The 26970-nt window shown below is 68.1% G+C and carries 22 protein-coding genes; 8 read left to right on the top strand and 14 right to left on the bottom strand.

The window, feature by feature from the left end:
• Positions 1 to 93: 93 nt before the first annotated feature.
• The 9 genes from HLH34_RS06570 to HLH34_RS06530 form a co-directional block, all read right to left on the bottom strand.
• Complete coding sequence (locus HLH34_RS06570; RefSeq protein WP_264784552.1) at positions 94 to 1524, bottom strand: amino acid permease; 1431 nt, start codon at positions 1522 to 1524, stop codon at positions 94 to 96.
• Positions 1518 to 2366, bottom strand: a complete 849-nt coding sequence (locus HLH34_RS06565; protein WP_244959714.1) for a cell envelope integrity EipB family protein — start codon at positions 2364 to 2366, stop codon at positions 1518 to 1520. Before HLH34_RS06565 ends, HLH34_RS06570 begins: the two co-directional genes overlap by 7 nt.
• A 68-nt stretch (positions 2367 to 2434) precedes the next feature.
• Positions 2435 to 4234 (bottom strand): aspartate--tRNA ligase, encoded by a 1800-nt coding sequence (gene aspS / locus HLH34_RS06560; RefSeq protein WP_183118803.1) that lies wholly within the window; start codon positions 4232 to 4234, stop codon positions 2435 to 2437.
• A gap of 126 nt (positions 4235 to 4360) precedes the next feature.
• Positions 4361 to 5461 (bottom strand): S-methyl-5-thioribose-1-phosphate isomerase, encoded by a 1101-nt coding sequence (gene mtnA, locus HLH34_RS06555; protein WP_183118802.1) that lies wholly within the window; start codon positions 5459 to 5461, stop codon positions 4361 to 4363.
• A gap of 129 nt (positions 5462 to 5590) precedes the next feature.
• Positions 5591 to 7483 carry a molecular chaperone HtpG gene (gene htpG / locus HLH34_RS06550; protein ID WP_183118801.1) on the bottom strand — a complete coding sequence of 631 codons (1893 nt, stop codon included), beginning with the start codon at positions 7481 to 7483 and terminating at the stop codon, positions 5591 to 5593.
• Positions 7484 to 7580: 97 nt separating this feature from the next.
• Positions 7581 to 8210: an NUDIX hydrolase gene (locus HLH34_RS06545; protein ID WP_183119001.1), complete on the bottom strand. Its 630-nt coding sequence runs from the start codon at positions 8208 to 8210 to the stop codon at positions 7581 to 7583.
• An 8-nt stretch (positions 8211 to 8218) separates the two neighbouring features.
• Positions 8219 to 8677, bottom strand: a complete 459-nt coding sequence (locus HLH34_RS06540; protein WP_183118800.1) for a cupin domain-containing protein — start codon at positions 8675 to 8677, stop codon at positions 8219 to 8221.
• Between the two features lie 40 nt (positions 8678 to 8717).
• The gene (locus HLH34_RS06535; RefSeq protein WP_183118799.1) at positions 8718 to 9368 is read right to left on the bottom strand and encodes a hypothetical protein; all 651 of its coding nucleotides are present in this window, start codon (positions 9366 to 9368) and stop codon (positions 8718 to 8720) included.
• Complete coding sequence (locus HLH34_RS06530) at positions 9365 to 10726, bottom strand: NCS2 family permease (protein WP_183118798.1); 1362 nt, start codon at positions 10724 to 10726, stop codon at positions 9365 to 9367. The genes HLH34_RS06535 and HLH34_RS06530 overlap by 4 nt, the downstream gene beginning before the upstream one ends.
• A 351-nt stretch (positions 10727 to 11077) precedes the next feature.
• On the opposite strand from HLH34_RS06530, the gene HLH34_RS06525 reads away from it, so the two are divergent.
• Both HLH34_RS06525 and ligD read left to right on the top strand, forming a co-directional pair.
• Positions 11078 to 12481 (top strand): GGDEF domain-containing protein, encoded by a 1404-nt coding sequence (locus tag HLH34_RS06525; RefSeq protein WP_183118797.1) that lies wholly within the window; start codon positions 11078 to 11080, stop codon positions 12479 to 12481.
• A 46-nt stretch (positions 12482 to 12527) separates the two neighbouring features.
• The gene (gene ligD, locus HLH34_RS06520; protein WP_183118796.1) at positions 12528 to 13379 is read left to right on the top strand and encodes a non-homologous end-joining DNA ligase; all 852 of its coding nucleotides are present in this window, start codon (positions 12528 to 12530) and stop codon (positions 13377 to 13379) included.
• Here ligD and HLH34_RS06515 read toward each other — a convergent pair.
• From HLH34_RS06515 to HLH34_RS06500, 4 genes are all read right to left on the bottom strand, one after another.
• On the bottom strand, positions 13349 to 14473 hold the full coding sequence (locus HLH34_RS06515; RefSeq protein ID WP_183118795.1) for a site-2 protease family protein: 1125 nt from the start codon (positions 14471 to 14473) through the stop codon (positions 13349 to 13351). The two genes, ligD and HLH34_RS06515, sit on opposite strands and share 31 nt — an antisense overlap.
• Positions 14474 to 14566: 93 nt before the next feature.
• A complete protein-coding gene (locus tag HLH34_RS06510; protein WP_183118794.1) occupies positions 14567 to 15679 on the bottom strand; it encodes a TauD/TfdA family dioxygenase in 1113 nt (370 codons plus the stop codon).
• Positions 15680 to 15910: 231 nt separating this feature from the next.
• Positions 15911 to 17221, bottom strand: coding sequence for an MFS transporter (locus HLH34_RS06505; RefSeq protein ID WP_183118793.1), 1311 nt, complete (start codon positions 17219 to 17221; stop codon positions 15911 to 15913).
• Positions 17218 to 18069, bottom strand: a complete 852-nt coding sequence (locus HLH34_RS06500) for a M24 family metallopeptidase (RefSeq protein WP_342354500.1) — start codon at positions 18067 to 18069, stop codon at positions 17218 to 17220. The genes HLH34_RS06505 and HLH34_RS06500 overlap by 4 nt, the downstream gene beginning before the upstream one ends.
• Before the next feature lie 190 nt (positions 18070 to 18259).
• On the opposite strand from HLH34_RS06500, the gene HLH34_RS06495 reads away from it, so the two are divergent.
• Both HLH34_RS06495 and speB read left to right on the top strand, forming a co-directional pair.
• Positions 18260 to 18973 carry a LysR family transcriptional regulator gene (locus HLH34_RS06495; RefSeq protein ID WP_183118791.1) on the top strand — a complete coding sequence of 238 codons (714 nt, stop codon included), beginning with the start codon at positions 18260 to 18262 and terminating at the stop codon, positions 18971 to 18973.
• A gap of 92 nt (positions 18974 to 19065) precedes the next feature.
• Entirely contained in the window at positions 19066 to 20022 is a 957-nt protein-coding gene (gene speB / locus HLH34_RS06490; RefSeq protein WP_183118790.1) for an agmatinase, read from the top strand.
• Positions 20023 to 20034: 12 nt separating this feature from the next.
• Here the strand turns inward: speB and HLH34_RS06485 are convergent, their stop codons facing one another.
• Positions 20035 to 20991 carry a LysR family transcriptional regulator gene (locus HLH34_RS06485; RefSeq protein WP_183118789.1) on the bottom strand — a complete coding sequence of 319 codons (957 nt, stop codon included), beginning with the start codon at positions 20989 to 20991 and terminating at the stop codon, positions 20035 to 20037.
• 151 nt (positions 20992 to 21142) lie between these two features.
• On the opposite strand from HLH34_RS06485, the gene HLH34_RS06480 reads away from it, so the two are divergent.
• From HLH34_RS06480 to HLH34_RS06465, 4 genes are all read left to right on the top strand, one after another.
• Entirely contained in the window at positions 21143 to 22798 is a 1656-nt protein-coding gene (locus HLH34_RS06480; RefSeq protein ID WP_373318663.1) for an MFS transporter, read from the top strand.
• 21 nt (positions 22799 to 22819) lie between these two features.
• Positions 22820 to 23896, top strand: coding sequence for an HlyD family secretion protein (locus HLH34_RS06475; RefSeq protein ID WP_183118788.1), 1077 nt, complete (start codon positions 22820 to 22822; stop codon positions 23894 to 23896).
• Between the two features lie 10 nt (positions 23897 to 23906).
• On the top strand, positions 23907 to 25439 hold the full coding sequence (locus HLH34_RS06470) for an efflux transporter outer membrane subunit (RefSeq protein WP_183118787.1): 1533 nt from the start codon (positions 23907 to 23909) through the stop codon (positions 25437 to 25439).
• Between the two features lie 107 nt (positions 25440 to 25546).
• Positions 25547 to 26860: a lipopolysaccharide biosynthesis protein gene (locus tag HLH34_RS06465; protein ID WP_183118786.1), complete on the top strand. Its 1314-nt coding sequence runs from the start codon at positions 25547 to 25549 to the stop codon at positions 26858 to 26860.
• The last annotated feature ends 110 nt before the right edge of the window (positions 26861 to 26970 follow it).

The following is a 26970-nucleotide window of genomic DNA, read 5'->3' as shown; positions in this document are numbered from 1 at the left end:
GTCGAGGACAATGTGCGCCGATCATCGTGGCGGCGGAATGGCGAAATGTCGCCGCGTGTAACGTGATTCCGGATGACACCGTCCCGGATACCGTCAGCGTGCGTCGTTCCGGCGACGCTGCGTCACCAGTCCCAGCGCCAGGATCAGCACCAGGGTCACGCTCCCCAGTTCGATCTGGATACGGGTGTCGGGCGTCAGCATCATCGTGACCATCACCAGCAGGATGGCGCCGACCGTCAGCCAGGACAGGTAGGGAAACAGCAGCATGGGAAACGCCGGGCTACGCCCTGCGCGATGCATCTGGCGGCGCAGGCTGATCTGGGCGAACACCACCATCAGATAGTCGAACAGGATCACAGCACCCGACGCATTCAGCAGGAATCCGAAGACCTCGCCCGGGAACGTCGCGGCCACGACCGTCATCAACGCCGCGATCGCCGCCCCCGTCGAAATCGCCCGGCGCGGGGTGCCGCTGGGCCCGGTCCGGACCAGCCAGTGCGGGGCGTCGCCATGGGCCGCCATTTCGAACAGGATGCGCGAGGTGACATAGAGCGTGGAATTGAGGCACGAGGCGATGGCGACCAGCACCACGACCGTCATCGCCCCCTCGGCCCCCGGGATGCCGATCCGGTGCAGGACCTCGAGGAACGGGGAATGCCCGGGCTGGATCTGGTTCCATGGCACCAGGCACAGGATGATGCCCAGCGAGCACAGATAGAACAGCATGACGCGGATCACGACGGTGCGGATCGCCTGCACGATGTTCCGCCCCGGATTGTCGGTTTCCGCCGCCGCGACGGTCGCGATCTCGGCCCCCGCGAAGGTGAACAGGATGGCCGGCAGCAGCGACAGCGACGCGCTGAAGCCATGTGGCATGAAGCCGCCCTGGTCCCACAGATGCGCGACCGTTCCGCCGAACGACGGGCCCAGCATGCCGAACAGCGCCAGCCCTGCGATGATCGAGAACACGCCGATCGCCGCGATCTTCATCAGCGAGAACCAGAATTCGAACTCGCCATATCCCCGGACCGAGAACATGTTGACGCCCATCATCGCCCCGATCAGCACCAGCGCGACCGGCAGTTGCGGGCAATTGAGCATCGGGGCGACGATCAGCGCGGCCGCTTTCGCCTCGACCGAGGCCACGACCACCCAGAACAGCCAGTAGGACCAGCCGGTGACGAAGGCCGCACGGGCACCCAACCCCCGCCGGACATGGCCCACGAACGACCCCGCATCGGGGCTGTCGATCGCCATTTCGCCCAGCATGCGCATGACCAGGAAGACGATCAGCCCGGCCAGGACATAGGACAGCAGCACCAGCGGCCCCGCCCCCTGGATCATCACCGACGTGTTCACGAACAGCCCCGCGCCGATCATGCCGCCGATCGCGATCATCGAGACGTGGCGGCTGCGCAGCGAATGGGCCAGGCCGGCGCCCATGCCGGCCCCGTTCTCCGGCACGGCATCCTGGACCATATCCTCCTGGGCCAGAGCCGCCTGCGCGGGACCTCCGTTCAGCACCGGTGGGGCGCCGGGGCGGGGGTGAAACTGCGCAATGTTCCTCGCATGCGGAAATCTCCGAAATCCATGTCCAGCCGGTCCGAGACACCATTCGCGAAATAGCGCATGCCGATCGCATAGTCGGGGCGCATATCGTGCGACGACGGCGTATAGAACGCCACATGCACCCGCCCCGACGACAGGCGGGACAGGGCGGCGAAGGGGCTGTCGGACGGTGGCGGCGACCAGCCCTGCATCATGACGTAGGTATATTGCGGGCCGTCGGCCCCGGTGCCGTCGAACAGCATCGGCGCGATCGACGTCTCGCCGGCCTGGGCCGCGCGGACGATCGCCGCCGTATGCGCCATCGGGAACAACGTCCCGGCCGGCAGCGGCAGGACGCGGCCGGCAGGCTGGCTGTAGCGGATTTCGCCGCCCGTGGCCGCCATCGTGGCCTCGCCCCTCAGGTGGGTGACGGGCGTGCCGTTCGAGGTCTGAACTGTGCGGAAGACCAGATGGTGCCCGTCCTTGGCTTCCAGCGTGGCGTAGTCGGACACCAGTTCCGTCGTCCCGCCGGACCGCGAGACCGTCTGCAGGCGCAATTGCTGCTGCGTGGACCAGGCGGTGCAGGTATCGGTCACGGAAAAGACCATCGTGCCGCTGGCCGCGACCGTATCGCCCCCACCGACCGATTGAAGGGTCAGGTCATAGGTCGCGCGATGGCCGGCCAACTCTACCGGCGCCGGCGTCGCGGCCCGGGCGGCCACCCCACCGGACAGCAGGCCCGCGGCAAGGCATATCCCCGCCGCGACGCCCATTTGGACCCGCGCCGGAATCCCGAAGGGAAAGGACCACCGTTTCATCACGTCAGCAGAACGCATCGGGGCGGCGCGCGCAATGAACAATGCCTTCGAACCGCCCGACCAGCCGCTTATCCCTTGACGGTCGCGCCCGGCTTGGGGCGCGGCAGGTCCAGCGCCAGCGACAGTTCCTTCAACCGCGGGGACGGAACGGGGGCCGGCGCGCCCATCATCAGGTCCTCGCCCTGCTGGTTGAGCGGGAACAGGATGACCTCGCGGATATTGGGCTCGTCGGCCAGCAGCATGACCATGCGGTCCACGCCCGGCGCCGAACCGCCATGCGGCGGCGCGCCGTAGCGGAAGGCGTTGAGCATGCCGCCGAACCGGGCCTCGACCTCGGATTCGGGATAGCCCGCGATCTCGAACGCGCGGATCATCACCTCGGGCCGGTGGTTGCGGATCGCGCCCGACGACAGTTCCACGCCATTGCAGACGATATCGTACTGATAGGCGGTGATCGTCAACGGGTCCTGGCTGTTCAGCGCCTCCAGCCCGCCCTGCGGCATCGAGAACGGGTTGTGCGAGAAATCGATCAGGCCGGTTTCCTCGTTCCGCTCGTACATCGGGAAATCGGTGATCCAGCAGAAGCGGAACGCATCCTTTTCGATCAGGTCCAGCTCGGTCGCGATGCGGGTCCGCACCAGGCCCGAGAATTTCACGACCTCGTCGCCGCGCCCGGCGGCGAAGAACACCGCGTCGCCCGCCTTCAGGCCCGTCTTCTCGCGGATCGCGGCGACGCGCGCGGGTTCCAGGTTCTTGGCGATCGGGCCCTTGCCGCCTTCCTCGTCGAAGATGATGTAGCCCAGGCCGCCGGCCCCGGCCTCGCGCGCCCAGGTGTTGAGCTTGTCATAGAAGGCGCGCGGACGATCGCCCGCGCCGGGCGCCGGGATCGCGCGCACCTCGCCACCGCCGGCCACGATCTTCGCGAACAGGCCGAAGCCGGAGTCGGCGAACGCCTCGGTCACGTCGCTCAGCAGCAGCGGGTTGCGCAGGTCCGGCTTGTCGCTGCCGTAGCGCGCCATGGCGGTGGCGTAGGGAATGCGCTCGAACGGGGCGGTGCTGACGGTGCGGCCGCCGCCGAATTCGCGGAACACGCCTTCCATCACCGGTTCCAGCGTGGCGAACACGTCTTCCTGGGTCGCGAACGCCATCTCGAAATCAAGCTGGTAGAACTCGCCCGGCGAACGGTCGGCGCGCGCGGCCTCGTCGCGGAAGCAGGGGGCGATCTGGAAATACCGGTCGAACCCCGCGACCATGGCAAGCTGCTTGAACTGCTGCGGCGCCTGCGGCAGCGCGTAGAACTTGCCCGGATGCATCCGCGCCGGAACCAGGAAGTCGCGCGCGCCCTCGGGCGACGAGGCGGTCAGGATCGGGGTCTGGAATTCGACGAATCCCTGCTCGGTCATGCGGCGGCGCAGGCTGGCGATCACCTGCGCGCGCAGCATCATGTTGCGATGGACCTTATCGCGCCGCAGGTCGATGTACCGATAGGTCAGGCGCAGGTCCTCGGGATAATGCTCGTGCCCCGCGACCTGGAACGGCAGCACCTCGGCCGCCGACTGGACATCGACCTCGCGCGCACGAAGCTCGATCTCGCCGGTCGGCAGGTTCGGGTTCTTCGTCGCGTCGTCGCGGAGCACGACCTCGCCGGTGATGGTCAGCACGCTCTCGACGCGGATGCGCTCGACGGTCTCCAGCACGGGCGAGCCCGCCGGAATCACGATCTGGGTGATTCCGAAATGGTCGCGCAGGTCGATGAACAGCAGGCCGCCATGATCGCGCTTGCTGTGCACCCAGCCGGAGAGGCGGGCGGTCTGCCCGGCGTCGCTGGCCCGAAGGGCGGCGCAGCTATGGGTACGATAGGGATGCATGATCTCGTCCTGTGTCACCAAAAACGGGCTGGTCCGGGCGATACGCGCCCGTTCCGATCGAAGGCGGAGGAAGCCGACCGGAGCCGCCCCTGTCAAGGGCGGCCCGTCACAGCCTGTCGTGCGGCCTCAGGCCGCCTGTTCGGGGAACAGCGTGGTCAGCCCGGCCGCGGTCGCCTCGCAGCAGCCGCGTTCGGTGATCAGCCCGGTGACCAGCCGCGCCGGGGTGACGTCGAAGGCCGGATTGGCCGCCTGGCTGCCCGGCGGGGTCAGATGCACCGTCTCGATCCGGCCGTCGCCGGTGCGGCCGGTGATCGCCGTGACCTCGTCGCCGCTGCGTTCCTCGATCGGGATTTCGGTCAGCCCGTCGCTCACCCGCCAGTCGATGGTGGTGGACGGCAGGGCGACCCAGAAGGGCACACCGTTGTCGCGCGCCGCCAGCGCCTTCAGATAGGTGCCGATCTTGTTCGCCACGTCGCCCGTCCGCGTCACGCGGTCGGTGCCGACGATGACCAGGTCGACCGCATGATGCTGCATCAGATGGCCGCCGGCATTGTCCGCCACCACCGTATGCGGCACGCCGTGGCTGCCCAGTTCCCACGCCGTCAGCGCGGCGCCCTGGTTGCGCGGCCGGGTTTCGTCCACCCAGACATGGACGTTCAACCCGCGATCGTGGGCCATGTAGATGGGCGCCAGCGCCGTGCCCCAATCGACGGTGGCGATCCAGCCGGCATTGCAGTGGGTGAGGATATTGACCGGCTTGCCGTCGCCGCGCCGCGCCGCGATCTCCTCGATCAGGGGCAGGCCGTGGCGGCCGATGGATTCGTTCTGGGCCGCGTCCTCGTCGCAGATCCGCGCGGCCTCGTCATAGGCGGCGGCCACGCGGTCGGCCGGCGCCAGGGGGCGCAGGCGGTCCAGCATGCGTTCGATGGCCCAGCGCAGATTGATGGCGGTCGGGCGGGTTGCCGCCAGCAGCGCCGCATCGCGTTCCAGCGCCGCGTCGGCGGCATCGACCCGCAGGGCCAGCGCCAGGCCATAGGCCGCCACCGCGCCGATCAGCGGCGCGCCCCGGACCTGCATGGTACGGATGGCGTGCGCCACCTGCTCCATGTCCGTCAGGCGCAGGACGTCCAGGGTCCACGGCAGGCGGGTCTGGTCGAAGATATGGATCGACCAGCCGTCATCCTGGTCCACCCAGACGCTGCGATAGGGTACGTTGCCGATCTTCATGACATGCGAGTCCGATGCCGGAGTGGAGGGAAGCGGCGCAAGGAAGCACCGGCATCCCGACGTTTCAAGTCCGAACCACGTCCGGCGGCCCGCACCGCCCCCGCCCATGCGGCGGGGGCAGCCGCCGGATCAGGACGCGGCGACGTCCGCCGCGCGCGTCAGGGTGGCCGTCAGGCGGCTGGCGAACCCGGCCGGGTCCTTCGGGCTTTCGCCATCCTGGATGCGGGCGATGTCCAGCAGGATCAGTGCGATATCGCGCACCGATTCGCCGCGTGCCACACGCTCGGCCAGGTCGCGGACCAGCGGATGGGTGGCGTTGACTTCCAGCACGGGTGCCAGGTCGGGCACCGCCTGCCCGCTGCGCCGCAGCAGACGCTGAAGCTGCAGGTCAGGCCCCTGCCCCGCCGCCGACAGCACAACGGCGCTGCCGACCAGACGGTTCGTTCCGCGCACGTCGGACACCGCTTCCCCCAGCGCCGTCTTCAGCGCCGGCAGCAGGACGTCCAGATCGGCGCGCGGCCCCGTTTCCTCTTCGGCGGTCGCGAATTTCTCGAGGTCGGCATGGCCCTGGCTGACGCTGCGCAGCGCCTTGCCCTCGAACGTGCCCAGGCGTTCCGGCCAGAAGGAATCCACCGGATCGGACAGCAGCAGCACCTCGATCCCGCGCGCGCGGAAGCCTTCCAACTGCGGCGAGGCCGGCAGCGTGTCGGGATTGTCGCCGGTCAGGTAATAGATCGCCTCCTGCCCGTCCTTCAGGCGCGACACGTACTCGGCCAGCGTCGTCCAGCCCTCGACCGCGCTGGAGCGGAAACGCGCCAGGCCGGCCAGGTCGGTGCGATATTCCGCATCGTCCCAGACGCCTTCCTTCAGCACCGGGCCGAAATTCTCCCAGAAGCCGGCATAGGACTCGGCGTCCTTCGCGCGGGTGCGCAATTCGTTCAGCACGCGGTTGGTCACGGCCTTGCGGATGCGGGCCAGGACCGGGGTGGCCTGAAGCATCTCGCGCGAGACGTTCAGGGGCAGGTCCTCGGTGTCCACCACGCCCTGCACGAACCGCAGCCACGACGGCAACAGGGCAGCGTCGTCGGTGATGAACATGCGCCGGACATGCAGGCGCACGCGGCTGTCGCGCACCTGCTCGCCGAACTCGAAGGGGCGGCTGCCGGGGATGAACAGCAGGGCAGTGAAATCGATCGTGCCTTCGGCGTGCCAGTGCAGCGTCGCCCACGGCGTATCGAAATTATGGCTGACGTGCCGGTAGAAGTCGTTCAGCTGGTCTTCCGTGACCTCGGAACGCGGCTTGCGCCACAGGGCGGTGCCCACATTGGCGGGCGCATCCTCGCCGTCGCGTCGGATGGTGATCGGCCAGACGATATGATCGGCCCATTTGCGCACGATCGCTTCCAGGCGCCAGGCATCGAGGAATTCGTCCGCATCCTCCTTGATATGCAGGATGATGTCGGTGCCCGGCCGCTCGCGCGTCGCGGGGCTGAGGGTAAAGCCCCCCTTGCCGTCCGACGACCACCGCCAGGCCTCGTCGCTGCCCGCGCGGCGCGACACGACATCGACATGATCGGCCACCATGAAGGCGGCATAGAAGCCGACACCGAACTGCCCGATCAGGCTCGGCCGGTCCTTGGGCAGGTCCTCGGGCTTCTGCTTTTCCAGTTCCTGGCCGAACGCCCGGGTGCCGGAGCGCGCAATGGTGCCCAGATTGCGGGCCAGCTCGTCCTTGCTCATGCCCGCGCCATCGTCGCTGATGGTCAGGCGGCGGGCGTCCTTGTCAGGATCGATGCGGACCTTGGCGTCCTCGGGCAGGGTACGGGCGGCGTCGGTCAGCGCCTCGAACCGGCGGCGGTCCGTCGCGTCGGCCGCGTTGGCGACCAGTTCGCGCAGGAAGATCTCGCGTTCGGAATACAGGGCATGGACCACGAGGTCGAGCAGCCGCCCGACCTCCGCGCTGAACGCATGTTCCTCTCCCGCCGGGGCCGCGCCGTCCTGCCCCGTAACCTGATCGACCATGTAGACGTCTCTCCATTCCGCAAAAAACCGTCGGATGGATATGTGTCACGAAAGCCACGATTTCAATGGCCTGACCCGCGCGGATCGGGCCGGCACCTCATTCGAAATCGGTTGGCAGGGCCGGCGCGTGGGCATGGGCGAACATGCGGCGGACCTGCGCTGGCAATACCCGGCCCAGCGACAGGTCCGCCGGGATCTCGTCCTCGGCGAACCAGCCGACCTCGGACGTCTCCAGGCTGGTCGCGGCAGCGCCCCCCATAAGGTCGCATAGATAGAACAGCTTGGCGCAGGAAAAGACCTGCGCCGGATGCCCCTGCCGCGTCCGGTCCCACACTGCCGCCAGCTTGCGCACGCGAACCTCGTAGCCGCTTTCCTCGCGCACTTCCTTCACCGCGCTGTCCGCCGGGGTGATGTTCACGTCCGCCCAGCCGCCGGGCAGCGTCCAGCGCCCGCCATCCAGAACCTCGCGCACCATCAGGATGCGCCGCCGCTCGTCGAACACCGCGGCCCGCACGTCGATCTTGGGCGTCGCGTATCCGGATTCGCCGGCGAACAGGGTTTCGATCCGCGCCGCCGGGGTGCCGGTCCGCGCGGCCAGCATGCGGGCGGCCAGGCCGCGCAGCATCTCGTAGCGTTCCCGGTCGTAGGGATCGCGCGTGAAGGTCAGGCCGGTCTGGGCGATGGCCTGGATCTCGCGCGCCCAGACCAGCCAGTCGGGCTCGCCCACCACGCCGGTCACGATCCGGGCGCCCAGCCGGGGGGCGCCAGTTCGAAATTCTCGAACAGGAACGCGGGGGCCACGATGCAACCGACCAGGCTCCAGGCCCCCAGACTCTCCGCCGCCTGCCACGCGTGAGCCGGGACGACGACCTGAAGCACCTCTCCCGCCTCGGGACGCGGCCCCAGGACGATCACGTGCTCCACACCCGCCTCATCCGCGATTCGCAGGCTCAGCGGGGCGCCGCCCTGCCAGCACCAGATCTCGGCGGCGTCGACCCGGTGCCAGTGCGACCGTTCGCCCTCGGCCAGCAGAAACTGGATGGTCGTGGCGGCCCCGCGCCCGCCGCCGGGCGGGCTGTCGCGCCACAGCTCGCGATACCAGCCGCCCTCGGGGTGCGGGCACAGCGCCAGCGCATCGCGGACCGCGCCGGCCGGCAGGCCGGGGTCGCGCAAATCCAGGGTCGGGCCGGTCATGGCGGGGTCGTCCTTCTGCAGGGGCGGGGAAGATCGGATGTCAGCGCGATGGCAGCGGGAAGTCCAGCATCGCGCCGGTATAGGTCTCCACCACCTCGCTGAACGGAATGCCGTCCTGCCGATACAGGACTGCGCGATGCCGCAGGATTGCGGCCGGCAGCCGGATCACCCCCGTGGTGGATGGCTGCCCTTGAGGCGACCACAGGCGCGTGCTTTCCAGCGTGCGCCGCGTGAAGTGCAGCGCCGCCACGGCGTGGCCGAAGGCGATGTCGCTGTGATCAAGCGCCGCGTTCATCTCCGGCGTCAGGCGGCCGGGCACGTACCAATTGTCGGCGACCGACAGCACCCTGTCGCCGCAGGACAGGTCCACCCGGCGATAGCGGACATGCTCGTGCGCATCGACATCCAGGGCCTGCCGCTGGATCGGCGTCGGCGCCTTCTCCACGCCTGGGACGCGATGCGCCACGACATGGGCGACAGGTGCCAGATTGTGCGTGCGGCACCACTCCTCCAGCGTCAGGGTGGCGCTGGGCTGGTGCAGCAGCCGGTCGTCCAGCGTGTCGATCAGGGCATGGAGTTCCACCCGCGACGCCGCGGTGTCGGGCCAGTCCGCCGCGCGGGCCCTGCCATCCGGCACCGAAGCCACCGCCAGCAGAAGGCCCCACAGGGCCAGTCCGCGCCGCAAGATCATGCCTCCCCCATGCCGCTGGCCAGCGCCAGATAAACGACGAATACCGCGTCGAGAAACAGCAGGATGGGCGTCAGGTCCGCCCAGCGGCGCCCCGCGATGGCCAGCGCCGTATACAGCAGCAACCCCAGCGCCAGGCTGACCATGAAATTGCCGGTCATGACCGTGATCAGGATCATCAGCAGCGGCGCCAGCAGCCCGCCGGACTCGGACAGGTCCATCCGCCCCATGTCCGACAGCATGCCCAGCCCGACCAGGATCAGCACCGGCGCGGTGGCGACCGCCGGCACGGCGGTGATGATGGGCCACAGGAAGGACGACAGCAGGAACAGCGCCGCCACCGTGACCCCGACCAGCCCGGTGCGCCCTCCGGCCTCGACCCCCACCAGCGATTCCAGATAGGCCGACACGGTGGACGTCCCCAGGACCGATCCGATGACGCTGGCCGCCCCGTCGGCCGCGAAGGCCGCGCGGCCCAGCACCGGCTGACCGTCCTCGACCGTCAGGCCGGCCCGCCGGGTGATGGCCATCATCGTTCCCGTTGCGTCGAAGAAATCACCCAGGAAAAAATACATCGTCACCGGCAGGACAAGGCCGATATGCGACAGGAAGCCGTGAAAGTCGAAGGACAGCAGCATGCCGGTCGGATAGTGCGGCCATTCCAGACAGCTTGACGGCAGATGCGTGACCGTGGCGCCGTCCGCCGTCCGGACGAAGCATCCGGCGACGGTCAGCACCACGATCGACACCAGCATGCCGGCGGGTATGCGCAGCATCTGCAGCGCCGCCGCCAGGACGACGCCGCCCAGGCACAGCAGCACCGCCGGATCACGCAGCGACCCAAAGCTGAACCCCTGCCCCCCCTTGACCGCCAGCCCGCCGCTGACCATTCCGATATGGGCGATGAAGGCGCCGATCGCGCAATGGATGCCGTTGCGCACCGGGGCCGGGAAGCCCAGCACGATCCGTTGCCGCCAATGTGTCAGCGACAGGCCGACGAAGGCGACCCCGCCGATCAGGACCATGGTGAAGGCGACGGACGGCGCGATCCCCATCTGCGCCACCACGATCTGGGCGAAGACCAGATTGCTGCTCATGGCCGGGGCGAGCGCGATCGGCAGGTTCGCCATCAGCGCCATCAGCAGCGACCCGCAGACCGCGGCGGCGATCGTGGTCATGATCATGTCGTGCCGCCCCAGGCCCGCCAGCGCCATGATCGCCGGATTGACGATCATGATATACGCCATGGCCCCGAACGTGGTCAGCCCAGCGACCAGTTCCCGCCCCAGGGTGGACCCCCGTCGCGTCACGTGAAAATAGCGGTCGATCCACCCGTCCGGGTGCCCCACTTCCTGCGTCAACGATCACTTTCCCCCGGATTGGTCCCGAGCCGGCGCATCCGCGCGCCCCCGGTCGACGAGGGGGGACTTTCCTACCGGTTCCGATATGACGCAAGGGACGTATCGGCGGCGATCCGGAATTCCGCCGGGTCTTCGGACGGCAATTCACATATTCAAATCAAGACCTGACATACGACAGAATTCTCTCTAGAGTTATTTGAGACGGGTCATCGGATATCGTCCCCCAATGTAAAATGGTGCCCCCGGCGCGCCGACGGATCAGGAATACATGGTGTCCCTTCGGTCTTTACACGGATTTCCCCACTGTCCCAGACCGTTTTATCCGCGGGATATGGATGATCGGAGCCCAGCATGACACTCTCTCTCCATGAGGGCGACGCCGAGTTGAAGGATGTCGTCGCGGAAGTGTCGGACGATACGCGCCAACGGGTCCATGCGATGATCGACCAGTTGAGTCCCTTGCTGGTCGCGGCGTTCTACGATCATTTTTCCGCCCATCCCCAGGCGAAGCGTTTCCTTGCGGATGCCGAGACGACAAACCGGTTGCGCGGCACCCTGGCCCGCTGGCTGGCCGACCTGTTTTCCGCCACGCCGCAGAACCCGACTCATCTGATCGAAGCCCAGCGCCATATCGGCCGCTATCACGCCCGCGCAGCGATCCCGCTTCATCTGGTCTGCGAAGGTATTTCGCTGATCCAGCGCAAGCTGATCCAGCAACTGGGCAAGGAAGAATTGCCGCACGACCAGCTTACCGACGCCGTCATCTATGTGGCGAACGCGCTGTCGGCGGCGCAGGGCGTGATCTCGTTGTCCTACTGGCGCCATCGGGAGCGCGCGAGTTCGACCGACACGGCATACCGGCTGTTCGCCATGAATCAGGACCTGCCGCGCGAGGGCGAGGCCCAGAAGGCCACCCTGATGGCCTGGAGCTACAATGTCCTGCGCTCCATCTACGTCGCGAAGACGCCGGACGACCTTGCGTCGATGAGTCTCTCGCGCTCGGCATTCGGGCTGTGGGTGACGTACAAGGTGGGGCTGCTGTTCGAGGGCACGGACGTCGTCGCCCATATGACGAACCTGATCGCCCGGGTCGACGAACAATTGCTGCCGGCGATTTCCGACGACATCCAGGCCGGGCGGGATACCTCGGCCAGCCTGGCGGCCCTGCATGTCGGCGTGACCGAGATCCTGAACAGTCTCGAGGTCATGTTCCGCAACAGCCGCAGCAGCAGCGACGTCGAGGACCCGCTGACCCGCGCGATGAATCGCCGCTTCCTGCCGTCGGTCATGGCCTACGAACTGCGCGTCGCCACCCAGACCGGCCGTCCGTTGAGCGTGCTGTTCATCGACGTCGATCATTTCAAGCGTGTCAACGACACCCACGGGCATGCCGCCGGCGATTCCGTGCTGCGGGCGGTTGCCCACACGCTGGAGGAAGCCGGGCGGTTGAGCGACATGCTCTTCCGCTATGGCGGCGAGGAATTCCTGATGATCCTGGGCGACACCGACCAGCCGCAGATGATCCAGACCGCCGAACGCCTGCGCCGGCTGATCGAGGAGACCCCGGTCAGCCTGCCCGACGGCGGCGTGGCCCAGGTGACGGTGTCGATCGGCGGCGCCCTCTATTCCGGCCATCCGGACTATGAAAACCTGCTGAAGGCGGCCGACGTGGCCCTGTACCACGCCAAGAGAAACGGGCGGAACCGTGTCGAGGTCGCGGGCGTAGACCAGAAGATGCCCGTCCTGACGCCGTAGCCGGCCCCGGCCGGGGCGATGGAACCGCCATCGGGAGGAGGCCGACATGCCCGACAACACGCACGCCGATCGCCTTTACTGGCCCGACGAGCGGGTCACGAAAGGCGACCTTGCGGAATACGGCCGCGCGGTCTGGCGCTGGATGGAACCCCATGTGACCGACCGGCCCCTGACGGTGTTGCGCTGCCCCGAGGGTGTAAACGGCGAGTCGTTCTTCCAGCGCCATCCCTGGAAGGGCATGCGCCCGCATATCCATCCGGCCATCGACCCCGACGGCCGGCCCGACCGCCCCCTGATCGCGATCCACGACCTCGACGGGCTGGTGGATCTGATCCATTCGGCGGCCCTGGAGATTCATGTCTGGAACGCACCCCTGGCGGATCTGGAGCATCCGGACCGGATCGTGATGGACCTCGACCCCGGCGACGACGTGGGCTGGACCGCCATATGCGACGCGGCGATCGAAGTCCGCGACCGGCTGGAGCGCGCCGGCCTGGCGGCGTTCGTCAAGACGTCCGGCGGCCGGGGGCTGCATGTGGTCACACCGCTTCGCCCTCACGCAGACTGGGCGGCCGTGCGGACGTTCGCGCGTGCGCTGGCCGACGCGATGGCCCATGACCAGCCGGAAATTTATGTCTCGACCATCAGCAAGGCCCGGCGACACGGCCGGATTCTGATCGACTATCTGCGCAATCAGCGCACGGCGACCGCCGTCGCCCCCTATTCGCCCCGCGCGCGGCCCGGGGCACAGGTGTCCATGCCGCTGTCATGGTCGGACCTGGCGGCGGGCGCGACCCCCGGCGATTTCACGATCATGACGACACCGGGCAGGCTGGCGCGCCGCGCCTCCGATCCCTGGGCCGGCTTTCACGCGGCGTCGCGCGTCCTGCCAGATTGACGCCCCGCCCCGGCGGCCCGGGACGAACGGACGCCGTGGGTCAGCATGACCTCGCCGATCGTCTCCGACGTGACCAGGCCCACCAGGCGGTCGGCCGCGTCGGTCACCGCCACCGCCGGCAGGCTGCCGTCCTGCAACAGGCGCAGGGCGTCACCCAGCGGCTGGTAGGGATGGACGGCGGGAATGCCCCGCGTCATCAGGTCGGCCACCACGACGTCGGGACCACCCGCCTGCGCCCGCTGGACCAGCGCCGACTGGGACAGGACGCCTTGCAGCCGTCCCGTCCCGTCGACCACAGGAAAGATACGCTGGGCCGTACGGATCAGCGCCCGCACCGCGTCGTCCAGGCCGGCGTCCAGCGGCAGGGTCTCGAAGCGCGTCATCATCGAGTCCCCCACGATCATGCCCTGCGCCACCTGGCGAAGCTGGACGGTATGGGCCTCGGCGGCGGCGCCCAGATAGACGAACAGGGCAATGAACAGCAGGATCGGGTTGGCGATCAGCCCCAGGAACCCCAGCAGAAACGCAAACCCCTGCCCGACCGAAGCCGCAATCTGGGTCGCCTGCACGAACCCCAGTCGGTAGCCCAGCAGCGCTCGCAACGCACGCCCGCCATCCATGGGAAACGCCGGAATTAGGTTGAACAGCAGCAGGAACAGATTGACCGAGGCCAACCGGGCCATCATGCCGACCAGCGACCCACCGGGATCGACGGTCACCAGGGTCGGGCGCGTCCCGGTCACGGCGAACAGCGCCACCGCGATGACCAGGGTCACCGCCGGCCCCGCCAGGGCGATGACCAGTTCCTGGCCCGGCTGTTCGGGAATGCGCGACAGGCGCGCGACACCGCCGATGGGCAGCAGGGTGATGTCCGGCGTCGTCACGCCGAAACGCCGCGCGGCCAATACATGGCCGAATTCGTGCAGGACGATGCAGACGAACACCAGCAGCACGAACAACACGCCCCGCCCCGCCGCCGGCAGGCCGCCCTGCCCCGCATCGATGACGGCGATCCATAGCAGCAGGAGCAGGAACGTCACATGCACGCGCACCTCCGTGCCGTACACGCGACCCAACGGGATTGACCACGTCATGCTGCCCTCCGCCGGGGATACCGCCCCGCTGGGATGCCGCCCGGCATGGGGCGGCATCGCGCCAACGCGCAGCGATGCCCCCGGTTCGTCCGGTCAGGCGGGCCGGTCGCGCGCCAGCAGCCTCAGGCGGCTTTCGAACTCGCCCCGATCGACATAGCATCCGTGCAGGTGGCGAAAGCCGGTGTTGGGGTAAAAGCGCCCCCGCCCGTGCAGGGCCCGGCGATTGTCGAACGCCACCATGTCCCCCGGCGCCAGCTTCAGCGACAGCACGAAACGATCCTGCCGGGTGCGGGTCATGAAGGCGCGATAGGCCCGGTAATAGTCCGTCATGATCTGCGCCGGCATGTCGAAGGTGCCGGCGATATGCGCGTTATAGCGGATTTCGTGGATCCGCCCCGCATCGTCCAGCGTCAGGACCGGACGATGGATGGCGATATCGGCCTCGCCATCGTGAAAGCGAAACGGGATCGGCACGGCGCACAGCAACCGGAACGCATCCGGGTCGGCCGCGCGCAGGTCCTCGGCGATGGCCACGCCGTCGGCGAACGTCGACTCGCCGCCCTCCGCCGCGTTGGCCAGGCAATGCAGGAACTGGAAGCCGGGCGGGATTTCCTGGTTCGGCAGGTCGGTATGCAGCGGCAGATGCTCGGCCGTATAGGCCAGATTGTTCGGGTCGGGACGGCTGACGACCTCGAACGTGGTGCCGAAATTCGTGCGGCGCAGAAAGCCGATCCGCTCGGCCAGGGCGGTTCCGGCCCCGACCTTGTCCGCGACACCGCCGACGATCGCCAGGCCCGAGCGGGCAAGGTCGGTCATCCACGCCGCCAGCGCCCCGTCATCGGACAGGATGGCCGCCGCATCGTGACGCGGAATCCGGAAATCCCCCTCCCACGGCACGCGGGGAATGTCCGCCGGATCGGCCGGGCGCACGCCGGGCCGGTGCCGGGCCAGCCAGTCCAGCGGGAAGCGGCTGACATGCTCCTCATCCGCCCAGGTGACGACCAGTTGACCGTCGGCCACGGCGACATGGCGCGGGCGGGGATCGGCCGGGATGGACAGCAGGTCGAACATCCTCTCCCGCGTCAGGGGATGCAGGACAGAGGGACAGTTATCGCGCAGCCAGACATAGGGGCACGTGGAAGCGCTGCCGTCGGGCCAGCGCAGCGCAAGCGCGTCGGCCCCCACGGTGAAGACGAAGGATGACATGACGGAATGTCCGTTCGGAATGGTGTGGCGGTACGGGTGAGGAAGAACGATCCTACCGGCCCGGCGGCGGCCACCACGCCATGGGCTTGCGCCCGCCCACCTGCCGCATGCGACCCATCCAGACCTTGCGTGCGACAGGGAATTCCATGTGCTCGACGATAAGCAACAACGCACCGTCCCTGCAAGGATTTCCAGATCCGGCCACCGCTTTTCCGACACCGGAAACGCCGGTCAGCGGACGGCGGCGAACCGCCGGCTGAGCAACGTGCAGGCCAGCGCCACCGCCGCCACGCTCACCAGCCAGCCCCCCGGTACGACCTGCGAGCCCGTGACATGCATGATCCACGTCATCACGAACGGCGCGGTGCCCCCCAGCGCCGCATTGGCGATGTTGAAGACCAGGGCGAAGCCGCTGTAGCGCGCATGACCGGGAAACAGTTCGGTCAGGAAGCCCGGCAGCGTGCCGTCATTGATCGCCAGCATGCCGCCGAACGCCAGTTCGATGGCGACGACGCCCAGGAAGCTGCTGTGTCCCAGCAGCCAGAGCAGCGGTATGGTCAGCACTACGAACAGAAGCGAGGCCACCAGCAGCATCGGCCGTCGTCCGATCCGGTCGGACAGGACGCCCATGGCGAAGACCGTCGGAATGAAGGCCGCCAGCAGCACCGTCTGGACCACCGTCGCCACATGGCTGGACAACACGCCGGCGGTCGAGATGAAAACCGGCATGAAATTCAGGATGAAATAGAACCCGATCGCATCCAGCGCGGAAATCCCCAGGCCCAGCAGCAGTTGCGGCCGGTAGTCGCGCAGCAGGACCAGGATCGGCGCGTCCTGGCGCTCGGCCTCGGCAACGCTGTGCAGCGTTTCGTCCAGCCGGGCGCGGAACAGCCAGCCGATCAGCCCGAACGGCGCGCCGAACAGGAACGGGATGCGCCAGCCCCAGTCCTGCATCTGCGCGTCCGTCAACCCGCCCGACAGCGCCGCGACCATCAGCGCCCCGGCCAGCAGGCCCAGCGCCTCGCTGGCCGGAACCAGGGCGGTGGCCAGGCCCCGCCGCCCCGGCGGCGCGTGCTCCATCAGGATGGTCGACGCGCCGGCATACTCGCCCGAGGACGAAAACCCCTGCGTCATCCGCAACAGCAGCAGCGCGATGGGCGCCGCCACCCCGATGCGCGCGTAGCCGGGCACCAGTGCGATCAGAACCGTCGCCACCGACATGGTGCCGATCGACAGGCTCAGGGCGACACGCCGGCCCAGCCGGTCGCCCACGTGCCCCCACAGCACGCCGCCCACCGGCCGCAGCACGAAGGACAGGGCGAAGACGGCATAGGTCGCCATCAGCCCGGCGTGTCCGTCGGTGGAGGGGAAGAACACCCGGGCGATCGTCTCGGCCAGATAGCCGTACGAGGCGTAGTCGAACCATTCGATGAAGGTGCCGATGGAACAGCCGACGGCCACCGCCCCGAACGGCGCGGACGATGCCGCGGGATCCTGCCCGGAGGCCGCGCCGCGCGGACCGGCGGCCGTCGCCGCCGTCATCGGCCGACGATCATGTGTTCGGGGCCGTAAGGGAAGTTGGTGATGTTCTCGGCTCCGGTCTCGGTAATGATGAAGATGTCGTGCTCGCGGTAGCCGCCGGCGCCGGGATGGCCTTCGGGGATCATGATCATGGGTTCCATGGACACGACCATTCCGGGTTCCAGCACCGTGTGCACATCCTCGCGCAGTTCCACAGCCGCTTCGCGACCGTAATAATGTGACAGCACGCCGAAGGAATGGCCATAGCCGAACGAACGGAAGCGCAACAATTGCCAGGACCGATAGATCTCGTTCAGTTCGACGGCGATCTCGGCACAGGTACGGCCCGGACCGATCAGCGCGCTGCCGGCCCGCATGACGGCGCAGTTCTTTTCCCACAGGTCCAGATGCGCATCCGACGCATGTCCGCAGAACAGCGTGCGTTCCAGCGCCGTGTAATAGCCATGGATCATCGGGAAGCAGTTCAGCGACAGGATGTCGCCGGCCCGCACCACGCGGTTGGTCACCGGATTGTGGGCTCCGTCGGTGTTGATGCCGGACTGGAACCAGGTCCAACTGTCGCGCAGTTCCACATCGGGAAAGGTGGCGGCGATATCGCGGATCATCGCGTCGGTCCCGGCGATGGCAACCTCATGTTCCGCCGTCCCCGCCCGCACGGCGTCCATCACCGCGCGGCCGCCCACGTTGGCGATGCGCGCGCCATGACGGATCAGGGCGTGCTCCTCGACCGACTTGATGGTGCGCATCCACATCGTCGCCTCGGCGACGTCGACGAAGGTCACGTCGGGAAACGCGGCCTCGAGCAGGCGCAGCAGTTCCAGCGGGACATGATCGAATTCGATCCCCACCCGCCGCGCGCCCTTGGCGCGCCATTTCCTGTGCCGAAAACGGCGACCGGGCCGGTTCGCCGTTATGCCATTGTGTGACCTGCACCATGTCGTCACTCATGCCTGCCTCCCGCGTTGCGACGCGGCGAACCTTACGGAACCGTGACGACGCGCGGAAATCAGGATTGCTGATGGCCCATAACGATCCGCAATGATGCAATTGCGGGCGCGACGGCAGCGGCCCTACAGTCCGCCCATGCGGACCATTCCCACAGATCTGCTGCGCGCGCTGGTGACCGTCGTGGATCTGGGCGGCTACACCCGCGCGGGCGAACGGCTGGGCCGCACGCAGCCCGCCGTCAGCCTGCAGATCCGCCGCTTGCAGGACCTGCTGGGCGTGGCGCTGCTGGAACGCGACGGAGGCACGCCCCGCCTGACCGAGGCCGGGGAAATCTGCCTTGGCTATGCGCGGCGCATCCTGGCGCTGCATGACGACATGCTGCACCGCCTGGTCGCGCACGGCGCGGGCGCACGAATTAGGATCGGGTTTCCCACCGACTTCGCCGATCATTTCCTGCCGCATGTGCTGACAGGGCTGGAGGAGGGACACGACCTGCCCGGCCATGTCGAGATCGTGTCCGACCTGTCGGTCAATCTGCTGCGCGACGTGCGGGCGGGCAGCCTGGACATCGCCCTGGCGATGACGCCGTCGCACCTGCCGGACGGCGCCATGGCAAGCTGGCGCGAAGCCGTGATGTGGGTGGGCGCCGGACGGCGCCGTCATGCTGGTCGCCTACCCCGAGGGCTGCCTGTATCGCCGCACGATGCTGGCGCTTCTGCAGCAGGACGGCCGGATGTGCGACGTGGTCTATACGACCGGCAGCCTCAGCGGCCTGGCTGCGGCCCTGACGGCCGGTGCCCGTAGCATGCGGGGCCCGTCGCTTGCCGGGGATGGTCCGGCCTGCCACTGTTCCCCTGCCGAATCGACCCGGCGGGTCACCCAGGAAAGATCGCACGATGAGCACGCATGGATATGAAGGGGGGCGGCTGAACCTTCCTTTCGTCGGGATCTCCACCTTTGCCAAAAGCCCCTATCTGCCGGACTGGTCGGCGATCGACGCGGATGTCGCCATCCTGGGCGCGCCGTTCGATTTCGGCACCCAGTGGCGCGCCGGCGCCCGCTTCGGCCCCCGGGCGATCCGCGAGGCCTCGACCCTGTTCGCTTTCGGCCATGCCGGCGCCTACGATCACGAGGACGACGCGACCTATCTGGACGGAGTGCGGATCGTCGATCTGGGCGACGCCGACATCGTCCATACCGACACCATGGCCAGCCACGCGGCGATCGAGCATGGCGTGCGGGCCATCCTGAAATCCGGGGCGCTGCCGGTGGTGCTGGGCGGCGATCATTCGATCAACATCCCCTGCATCAACGCCTTTTCCGAACAGGAACCGGTGCATCTGGTGCAGATCGACGCGCATCTGGATTTTGTCGACGAACGGCACGGCGTGCGGTACGGCCACGGCAACCCGATGCGCCGCGCCGCCGAGAAGCCATGGGTCACCGGCCTGACGCAGCTTGGCATCCGCAACGTGTCTTCTACCGCGCGGGAAGGATACGACGCGGCCCGGGCGATGGGGTCGGACATCCTGTCGGTCCGCCAGGTCCGCGCCCTGGGGGCCGAGGCCGTGCTGGCCCGCATTCCGCGCGGCGTGCGCTATTACCTGACGCTGGACATCGACGGGTTCGATCCGTCGATCGCACCGGGCACCGGCACGCCCAGCCATGGCGGATTCGCCTATTACGACGTGCTGGACCTGATCGCGGGGCTGGCGCGGCAGGGCGACATCGTCGGCATCGACCTGGTCGAGGTCGCGCCCGATTACGACCATAGCGGCGTCACCGCGATCCTGGCGGCGCAGATCCTGCTCAACGCCATCGGCCGGATCTTCCACGCGCGCACCAGCCCCTGAAGACGACCCGCCCTAGTCGCCGGTGCCGCGCGCCCAGGCCTTTCGCCGGGCCGTGTTGCGGGCCTTGCTGCGGGTCACGCGGAAGACGGCCTCCCGCAGCCAGCGATGCACCGGGTCGGCGTCCCGGCGGGGATGCCAGGCCTGGAACGCCTCGACAGGGTGCAGAACGAAGGGAAAGTCGAACGGCACCAGCCGGATGAGTTTTACCGGCAGGCGGTCGATCACGATATCCGGCAGCGGCAGGATCATGTCGGTCTCGCGGATGCTCTCGATCATCGCGTAGTAGGTCGGCACCACCAGGACGACCCGACGCCGCAGGCCGTACTGCTCCTCCAGGATCGCGTCGATCGGGCCGTTCCTCACCCCCCTGCGCGAGATGCCGATATGGTCGTAGCGCACCAGGCTTTCGGGCGTGACCCCTTCGGACAGGATGGGATGACCGCGCCGGACCAGCCCGCGGATCGACATCGCGAACAGGGTCTGGCGCCGGATTTCCGGCCGCATCTCGTCGGTCGCGCCGATATACAGGTCGATCGTCTCGCCGCGCAGGGAATCGCCGACATGTTCGTCGTTTTCCGGCGCGAAGCGGACATCGCAGTTGGGGCAATCGGCCCGCAGCAGGTTGGTCAGTTCGGCGGCGAACGCACCGACGAACAGATCGTTCGCCCGAATGGTGAAACGCGGCGACAGGTTCGTGAAATCGAGCGTTTCGCGGTCTTCGTGCAGGCGGTCGGCGTCGTGCACCAGCCTCTGGACCCGTTCGCGGATGCGCGTGGCATACGACGTCGCCACCATCCGGCGGCCTGACTGGACCAGGATCGGGTCGCCGAACGTCTCGCGCAGCTTGCCCAGCTGACGGCTCATGGTCGGTTCGCTGACGTTCATCCGCCGGGCGGCGGCGGATACGCTCTGCTCCTCGACCAGCACGTGGAGATAGCGCAGGAGGTCGAGGTCGTACTGCCGGGCCAACGCGCCTGTCCTTCCATGCCGGGACTCTCGGGGAATGAAACCATCATGCCCGACCTATCCGGAAACTGAAATCGTCCATTCGATATATTGTGGGTTCCCGCCCCCGGCCTGCCGCGAGGAAAATCCCCCTCCAATCGCAGAGCCCCGATCCATGGACACCCACCCCCCGATACTCGACGCGCCGGCCACACCCGTCACAGCGGCCCCGCCGATGCCGTCCTACATCCCGCCGTTCGGGATGCGGACCGCCATCGGCCTGCTGGGCGTGCTGCTGGCGGTGCATATCGCGGGATTCAACGAACATATCACCGAGATCGGGCTGTCGGACATACGCGGGGCCATGCACATCGGCCGCGACGAGGGCACGTGGTTCATTTCGTCGTACGAGGCGTTCAACATCGCCGCGATGGCGTTCACCCCGTGGTTCTACGTCACGTTCTCGATCTACCGGTTCGCGATCTTCATGACGGCGGCGCTGGGGCTGCTGGCCATCCCCGCCCCTTTCATGCCGGACATGCTGTCGCTTTGCCTGCTGCGCGCGATGCAGGGGCTGAGCGCCGGCTGCCTGCCGCCGATCCTGATGACCGTGATGCTGAAATACCTGCCGGCGCAGATCCGCGTCTTCGGCATCGGCGCCTATGCCATGAGCGCCACCTTCGGCCCCAACCTGGGCGGCCCGCTGGAGGCGCTGTGGTTCGAACATGTCGGCTGGCACTGGCTGTATTGGGAAGCCCTGCCGCTGTGTGCCATGGCCATCGCGATGATGGCCTACGGCCTGCCGCGCGATCCGCACAGCCTGGCGCGCTTCCGCAACTTCAACTGGAAGGGATTCCTGCTGGGCGTGCCCGCGATCTGCTGCGTGGTCACCGTCCTGTATCACGGCGACCGGCTGGACTGGTTCCGCTCGCCGCTGATCACGCATCTGACCTTCTGGGGCGGGGGGCTGTTCGTGGGCTTCCTGGTGCATGAATGGTTCCATCACAGCCCGTTCTTCCGCATCCAGTTCTGGGGCAACCGCAACATCGCCATGTCGATGCTGACGCTGGTGGCGGCCCTGGTGCTGTGCGGCATCCTGATGGAGATCCCCTCGACCTACCTGGCCGAGGTCCGGGGCTATCGCCCCATCCAGACCGCGCCGATCGCCCTGCTGGTCGCGCTGCCGCAACTGATCCTGCTGCCGGTCACCGCGGCGCTGTGCAACATACGCGCGGTGGACTGCCGCTACGTCCTGGCGTTCGGCATGTCGTGCCTGGGCCTGGCCTGCTGGCTGGGCACGTGGCTGACGCCCGACTGGGTGCGGGACAATTTCTACGCGCTGCAGGTCCTGCAGATCTTCGGGCAGCCCATGGTGGTGATCCCGACGCTGGTGCTGGCGACCATGGGGCTGGGCCCCGCGGATGGGCCGTTCATCTCGGGCATGGTCAACATGCTCAAGGGCATGGCCAACGCCATGGCCGCCGCCCTGTTCGAAATCCTGTTGCGGCGGCGGGAACAATATCATTCCGTCATGCTGCTGGACCGTAACGGCAACCAGCGCACGGCGCTGGCCGGACAGGGCGACCCGATCGGGTCGCAGATCGCCGCGACCTCGCCCGACGCGGGGCATCTGGCCCGCAACGCGCAGCAGATCTTCCACACCTACCTGCATGAACAGTCGCTCGTCCTCGCGCTGGCGGACATCTATTTCGTCATGATGTGGATCTGCGTCTTCTACGTCGTGCTGACGGCCATCCTGCCCGGACGGGTCTACCCGCCGCGCGTCCCCTCGGCCCCCGCCCCCTCCATCACCACTGCACCGGCGCGATAGCGCCTGGGGAATCCTGCACCGATGCCTTACCGGAAACCTCTGCTCATCGCCGGCGGAACCGCCGCCGTGCTCGTCGGACTCGCCTGGACCGGGGACCGCCTGGTCTCGGGCGACGGCGTGCACGAAACGACCAACGATGCCTATGTCACCGCCGACTTCACCGCCGTGGCGCCCAAGGTCGCCGGCCGTATCGACCGGGTGACGGCCGAGGACAACGAACATGTCCGCCGTGGCGAGGAACTGGCGCATATCGAGGACGACGATTACCGCGCGGCGCTGGACATCGCGCGCGGCAATGTCGCGATCGCCCGTGGCGACATCGCCAACCTGGCGGCCGAACTGGCCCGCCAGGACGCCACGATCAGCAGCGCCCGCGCGACCGTGCTGGCCGACGACGCCGCCCTGACCTTCGCCCAGCAGAACGAACGGCGTTATCGCAACCTGTCGGCCGGCGGCGCCGCGACGATCGAACAGCAGCAGGGCGCCGATGCGCGCGAACGCGAGGCCGTTGCCGCCCGCGCGCGCGACCAGGCCGCCGTCGACGCCGCCATCCAGCAGGTCGCGGTGCTGAAAGCCCAGCTGACCCGCGCGCAAGGCGCCCTGACCCGTGCCGAGGGCATGCAGCGCCAGGCCGAACTGAACCTGTCCTACTGCACCATCCCCGCCCCGGTCGAAGGCGTGGTGGGCGAGCGCGGCGTGCGCGTGGGCGCCTATGTGCATCCGGGCACGGCCCTGCTGGCGGTAGTGCCCACGCAATTGTCGTACGTGCTGGCCAATTTCCAGGAAACCCAGTTGACGCACGTGCAGTCCGGCCAGCGCGCGACGGTATGGGTCGACACCTTCCCCGGGCAGGCGCTGCACGCCCATGTCGACAGCCTGGCGCCGGCCAGCGGCGTCGCCTTCGCCCCGATCCAGCCCGACAACGCCACCGGCAATTTCACCAAGGTGGTGCAGCGCATTCCGGTCAAGATCATCTTCGACCCCGGCCAGCCGCTGGCGGCGAAGGTCCGTGTAGGCATGTCGGTCGAGGTCGAGATCGACACCGGATCGAAGGCCGACGGGCCGCACGCCACCGACGACCGCTACGCGTGGCGCTGAGGATCGGGACATGAACGGATGGTCTTTCCCCCGGCTGCCGGTCGCAACCGGGGCGGCCCTGCTGCTGGGCGCCTGCACGGTCGGCCCGGACTTCCGCAAGCCCGATGCCAGCGCGCCCGCGACATGGAGCCGCCATGACGCCGCGCCGTCCAGTCGGACCGTCGATACCGAGGCCGATCCCCGCTGGTGGACGCTGTATGACGACCCGATCCTGACCGCGCTGGAACAGGAGGTCGTCGCGGCCAACCTCGACCTTCGCATCGCCTCGGCCCGTTTCGCCGAAAGCCGGGCCGAACGGCGCATCGCCGGCGCCGCGCAATTTCCGCAGGTCGAAGCCAACGCATCGTACGCCCGCGAACGCGCCAGCCCCAACGGGGTGCTGGGCCTGCTGGGCACGATGGAACAGGAAGGGGCGGGCCAGATCGCCAGCGGCAAGCAGGGCTTCGGCCCGACCTACCTGCCGGGGCAGGTGGGCGCGTCAGGATTCAACCTGCCGCAATACGGGCTGAACGCGTCGTGGGAGGTCGATCTGTGGGGCCATGTCCGCCGCCAAGTCGAGGCCGCCGACGCCGCCATGAACACTGTCGCGGACATGCGCCGCGACGTCCTGGTCGCGCTGATGGCCGAAACCGCGCGCGATTACATCGAACTGCGCAGCATCCAGGCCCAGACGGCCATCGTGCGCCAGAACCTGGATATCGCCAGCCGCAGCATGCATCTGTCGGAACTGCGCTTTCGCGAAGGCACCTCCACCCGCCTGGATGTAGCGGATTCCCGCGCCCAGTACCACAGTTTCGAAGCCCGCCTGCCCGTCCTGCATGACCAGGAAATCCATCTGGTCAACGCGCTGAGCTTCCTGACCGCGCGGGCGCCGGGGGCGCTGTCCGCGCGCCTCGGGCCGCCGCGCGACATTCCACCGGTGCCGGTGGCGATTCCGGTGGGCATGCCCTCGGACCTGGCGCAGCGGCGCCCCGATATCCGCGCGGCCGAGGACCGGCTGCATCTGGCCACCGCCAGCGTCGGCGTCGCCGTGGCCGATTTCTATCCGCGCATCACCCTGAGCGGCAGCCTCGACATCCAGGCGCTGCAATTCAGCGGGCTGGGCAGCTGGGCGTCGCGCCAGTACGGGTTCGGTCCGACGGCGACCCTGCCTATCTTCGAAGGCGGGCGGCTGATCGGCCAGTTGCACCTGCGCAAGGCGCAGCAGAAGGAAGCCGCGATCCAGTATCAGCGCACCGTCCTGCACGCCTGGCACGAGATCGACGACGCCATGGCCGATTTCACTGCCGCCCAGCGCCAGCGCGACCGCCTGCGCGAGGCGGTGGATGAAAACCGTATCGCCGTCGACGTCGCCCAGCAGCAATATGCGCAAGGATCGGCCGACTTCCTGAACGTGCTGACGATGCAGAACATGCTGCTGTCGACGCAGAGCCAGCTTGTGCAGGCCACGGCCGATATCTCGACCGCCGTGGCGCGCCTCTATCGCGCGCTGGGCGGCGGCTGGCAGGCCATCCTTCCGGAGTCCGCCGCCCGGCACGGCTAGGAGGAACGAGCCCGAGGGCAGTGCGCCCTTGTGGACGGCACGGTCGCCAGCGTATCAGGGCGACGGATGCGTTCGGCAAGGATTGAAATGCGAAGGACCGACAGGCCATGACGCGCGGCGCCCCCGGCAGCGGCACCGAAGGCCTGGTCGCCCGGATCTTCCGCAACACCGGATATCTGCTGGGCGGCAAGGTGATGGCCGGCATACTGGGCTTCGCCAGCACCGCGCTCGCCGTCCGTGCCCTCGGGCTGGGCGATTACGGCGCGCTGCTGCTGATCCATGCGTGCGCCGGATCGTTCGCGGCGGGCACGCGGTTCCAGTCGTGGCAGCCGCTGCTGCATTACGGCAACGCGCTGTTCGCGCAGGGCGAGCGACCCGCGTTCCAGGCCCTGCTGCGCCACTGCTTCATGCTGGATGGGCTGGGGGCCTCGATCGGACTGGCGCTGGCGGCGCCGTGCGTAATCTGGTTCGGCCCGATGCTGGGCTGGCCCCCCGCGTATGGCGGAATGGCGCTGTTCTACATGACGTCCATCCTGTTCATGAACGCGAATTGCGCCATCGGCACGTTGCGCCTGACCGACCGGTTCCGGCAATCGGCGGTAGCCAACGTGGCGCTGGGGCTGGTGCGCCTGGGCGGCGCGCTGCTGGGGCTGTGCCTGCACTGGGGCATTGCGGCGTTCCTGCTGGTCTGGTACGCGGCTACCGTCGCGTCCTTCGCGGTGGACCACATCCTGGCCTGGCGCGCGATCCGTCACACGCCCAGCCTGGACGGATTTCGCCTGGTCGGCACGCGCTGGCTGTCCACGGCCGACGGAATCTGGCGGCTGACGCTTTCGGCCAGCGGCAACCAGGCCGTGGCCACGCTGGCCACACGTGTGGGCGTGCTGCTGATCGGCGCCGCCATCGGGCCGGAAGCCGCCGCCATCTACCATGTCACCTGGCAGGTCTGCGACGGCCTGTCCCAGCCCGCCAATTTGATGACGCCAGCCCTCTACCCCGAATTGATCCGCCTGCGCGACCAGAAGGACTGGCCCGCGCTGCGGCGGGTGACACGCCGCATCTTCCAGGCGCTGGGCGGCTTTTCCGTCGTTGCGCTGATCGTCGCGGCGACCGTTGGCCCATGGCTGTTCCGCACGCTGCTGGCGATCCACCGGCCCGACAGCCTGTCGCTGCTGCTGCTGCTGACGGCGGCGGCGATCCTCGATCTGTGGGACATCCCGCTGGAACCCCTGCTGACCTCGCTTGGCCGCGCGCAGCAGCTTTTTGTCGGCAGGGTCGCGGTGACGCTGCTGTCGTTGCCTTTGCTGTATGGCTTGGCCCGCTTCCAGGGCGTGGAAGGCGCAGGCCTGGCGACGCTGCTGGCCGAGGGGCTGGTGCTGACCACCCGGCTTGTGCCTTACTTCCGGCTGGGCCGGACCTGACCGCCGCCATTTACGGCCCGGAACCCCTTATGTGTATTTCACAACCTCACAATTCTATACTTGTTAAGGCGATTTTTTCGTGCGTCTTCTGGCAGCAGGCGAAGCAGGTG

It is taken from the genome of Gluconacetobacter azotocaptans (assembly GCF_014174355.1).
Lineage (GTDB): Bacteria > Pseudomonadota > Alphaproteobacteria > Acetobacterales > Acetobacteraceae > Gluconacetobacter > Gluconacetobacter azotocaptans.
Note: the sequence above shows the minus strand (reverse complement) of the source record. Positions and strands in the feature narration are given on the sequence as shown.

What these genes read in the sequence shown, in the direction of transcription:
- HLH34_RS06565 (WP_244959714.1), bottom strand. Translation starts at nt 2,366, where the DNA reads ATGAAACGGTGGTCCTTTCCCTTCGGGATTCCGGCGCGGGTCCAAATG.
- aspS (WP_183118803.1), bottom strand. Translation starts at nt 4,234, where the DNA reads ATGCATCCCTATCGTACCCATAGCTGCGCCGCCCTTCGGGCCAGCGAC.
- mtnA (WP_183118802.1), bottom strand. Translation starts at nt 5,461, where the DNA reads ATGAAGATCGGCAACGTACCCTATCGCAGCGTCTGGGTGGACCAGGAT.
- htpG (WP_183118801.1), bottom strand. Translation starts at nt 7,483, where the DNA reads ATGGTCGATCAGGTTACGGGGCAGGACGGCGCGGCCCCGGCGGGAGAG.
- HLH34_RS06540 (WP_183118800.1), bottom strand. Translation starts at nt 8,677, where the DNA reads ATGACCGGCCCGACCCTGGATTTGCGCGACCCCGGCCTGCCGGCCGGC.
- HLH34_RS06535 (WP_183118799.1), bottom strand. Translation starts at nt 9,368, where the DNA reads ATGATCTTGCGGCGCGGACTGGCCCTGTGGGGCCTTCTGCTGGCGGTG.
- HLH34_RS06525 (WP_183118797.1), top strand. Translation starts at nt 11,078, where the DNA reads ATGACACTCTCTCTCCATGAGGGCGACGCCGAGTTGAAGGATGTCGTC.
- ligD (WP_183118796.1), top strand. Translation starts at nt 12,528, where the DNA reads ATGCCCGACAACACGCACGCCGATCGCCTTTACTGGCCCGACGAGCGG.
- HLH34_RS06515 (WP_183118795.1), bottom strand. Translation starts at nt 14,473, where the DNA reads ATGACGTGGTCAATCCCGTTGGGTCGCGTGTACGGCACGGAGGTGCGC.
- HLH34_RS06510 (WP_183118794.1), bottom strand. Translation starts at nt 15,679, where the DNA reads ATGTCATCCTTCGTCTTCACCGTGGGGGCCGACGCGCTTGCGCTGCGC.
- HLH34_RS06505 (WP_183118793.1), bottom strand. Translation starts at nt 17,221, where the DNA reads ATGACGGCGGCGACGGCCGCCGGTCCGCGCGGCGCGGCCTCCGGGCAG.
- HLH34_RS06495 (WP_183118791.1), top strand. Translation starts at nt 18,260, where the DNA reads ATGATGCAATTGCGGGCGCGACGGCAGCGGCCCTACAGTCCGCCCATG.
- speB (WP_183118790.1), top strand. Translation starts at nt 19,066, where the DNA reads ATGAGCACGCATGGATATGAAGGGGGGCGGCTGAACCTTCCTTTCGTC.
- HLH34_RS06480 (WP_373318663.1), top strand. Translation starts at nt 21,143, where the DNA reads ATGGACACCCACCCCCCGATACTCGACGCGCCGGCCACACCCGTCACA.
- HLH34_RS06475 (WP_183118788.1), top strand. Translation starts at nt 22,820, where the DNA reads ATGCCTTACCGGAAACCTCTGCTCATCGCCGGCGGAACCGCCGCCGTG.
- HLH34_RS06470 (WP_183118787.1), top strand. Translation starts at nt 23,907, where the DNA reads ATGAACGGATGGTCTTTCCCCCGGCTGCCGGTCGCAACCGGGGCGGCC.
- HLH34_RS06465 (WP_183118786.1), top strand. Translation starts at nt 25,547, where the DNA reads ATGACGCGCGGCGCCCCCGGCAGCGGCACCGAAGGCCTGGTCGCCCGG.